General features: G+C 74.2%; 1 protein-coding gene and 1 pseudogene. One reads left to right on the top strand and one right to left on the bottom strand.

Features of this window, described 5'->3' with window-relative positions; genetic code table 11:
* On the bottom strand, nt 1-790 hold a 790-nt coding region (locus ABT085_RS46015; protein ID WP_502982998.1), incomplete at its 3' end, for an nSTAND1 domain-containing NTPase.
* Nucleotides 791-1340: 550 nt separating this feature from the next.
* Between ABT085_RS46015 and ABT085_RS46010 the strand changes: the two are divergent.
* Nucleotides 1341-1984 (top strand): annotated as a pseudogene (locus ABT085_RS46010) (hypothetical protein); the annotation flags it as partial.

Raw genomic sequence — 1984 nt, 5'->3', positions numbered from 1 at the left:
GCGCCGTCGGGTTCCGTGCTCCGGACCCGGGTGCCGTGGTGTTCCGCGCGTCGGCGACGACCTCGCGCAGCCCGGGTATCCGCCGGGTGAGCTCCGCGAGCGGATCGGCGCCCGGCACCAGCTGGAGCACCTCGCGGGCCCGGCCGTCCGTCTCGCCCTCGGCGCCGCCGGGCGCACGGTCCCGCAGTGCGGGTACCAGACCGGCGTTGAGCAGCGAGGACTTGCCCGCTCCCGAGGCGCCCACGAGCATGACCAGGCCGCCCGTGCGCTCCGCCGCGCGGAGCTGGGCGACCAGGGAGGCGGTGCTGCGGTCCCGGCCGAAGAACCACCGGGTGTCCTGCGGACGGTAGGGGGCGAGCCCGCGGTACGGGCACACGCCCGCGGGGACGGCCGCGGTGTCGCCGTGCGGCTGTCCCGGCTCCGCGGCCGCGGCTGCCGGGTGGTCGCCGACCGGGTCGGCCACCGCCCGTTCCCACAGCCGCTGCCACTGGGCCAGGTCGTACAGTCCGGTGGACACCGGTGCGGGCCGGGCGCGCCGTGCCTCGGGGATCAGGATGTGCAGCACCGCGGCGAGGGCGGTGAACTGGGCCGGTACGTTCCGGGCCCGCCGCCAGTCGCTGATCCGCTGCACGGACACCCGTACGGGGCGGCCGCGTTCGTCGAACCGCTGCAACCGCACGACCGCGTCGGACACGCTCCGCAGCGGCGGGTTGCCGGCCTCCCGGTACAGCAGCGCGAGGCGTTCCGCGAAGGCCGTGCGTGCCCCCGAGTCGGAACTCAAGGTCCCCACCCCTTACTTCCCCGCACCGGAACGTCCGGACCGGAAAACCCACTTTATACGGCTGACCTGCGAAGAAGGCCTTGTCCCGGCCCCGGAACCTCCTCTGCGGGCGCCTCGGCTGGCAGGATCATGCCGTAGCGGAGCGGTGACGGGTTGTCGCACAGGCGGTCGACCAGCCCGGCATTCGGAGAGGCACCTCATGGCACCGTGCGTTCTCGGCCGGATTCGGCCGGAACCACGGGACGGCGGCCCAGGCCGCGGCGCATGAGTCCGGCGGGACCCGCGGAGCCGGCCCCCACGGGGCGGGCTCGCACCTGACCGCGGATCCGGCCTTTCCGGGGCCGTGCCGACCCGCCGCGACGGTACGGGCCGACGCCGTTCGCGGTACTGCTCGACACCGGTCCCCACGAGGGGAGGGACCGGTGCCGGACGACCCGGCACCGGCCGCTGCACACAGAGGCCGTCTTCCCGGTGGAGGACGGCCTCGAAGCCGTTTCCGGCGTTCCGGAGGTGCCGAACCCGTCGCGCAGAATGGTTCCTTCCTGACAGGCTCGGACCCGTGACGTACGTAGTGACCGTGGACACCTGCATCCCGGAGGGGACTCCGGAGATGGACCCGCTGCAACGTGCCGGCGCCGTGGCACTCATCGAAGAAGGATTCGACGCCGTCAGGTCCGTCGAAGGACCCGACGGCGTGGAGGTCGAACTGCTCGACAGCATCGTGGCCGTCCACCCCGGCGGCGCCCTGCTGAAGGTCGTCGTGGACGCCCCCGCCCTGGAACTCGCCGAGGAGTCGGTGCAGGCGCTGGTGGACGAACTGCTGGAGCGCACGGAACTGCTGGTCGACTGGACGATCGAGCGGTGCGAGGTCGAGCTGCACGAGGATCTGGCCAGGAAGAGCCTCGACGCCGCCGACGGACCCGACGCCCCGCCCGACGACCCGGCCGCCCGCAGGGCCCGCCACATCGAGGACCGGGCGGCGGAGGTCACCGAGGGCCTCCCCGACACCGAGGCGAAGGGGACGGCCGCCCGGGCCCGGATGATGGCCCTGGCCGACGAACTCCGCTCGTTCTCCCCGGCGGTGTTCGGCGCCCCGGACGAGGACGGGGACGAACACGGGACCGGGACCGGGACCGGGACCGGGACCGAGACCGAGACCGGGATCGGGTTCGGGCTCGGCGGGGGACCGGACCGCGGGGACCG

Source organism: Streptomyces sp. NPDC002265 (assembly GCF_040296125.1).
Classification (GTDB): Bacteria; Actinomycetota; Actinomycetes; order Streptomycetales; family Streptomycetaceae; genus Streptomyces.
The sequence above is the reverse complement of the archived record's forward strand: the minus strand, read 5'-3'. Positions and strand labels throughout refer to the sequence as shown.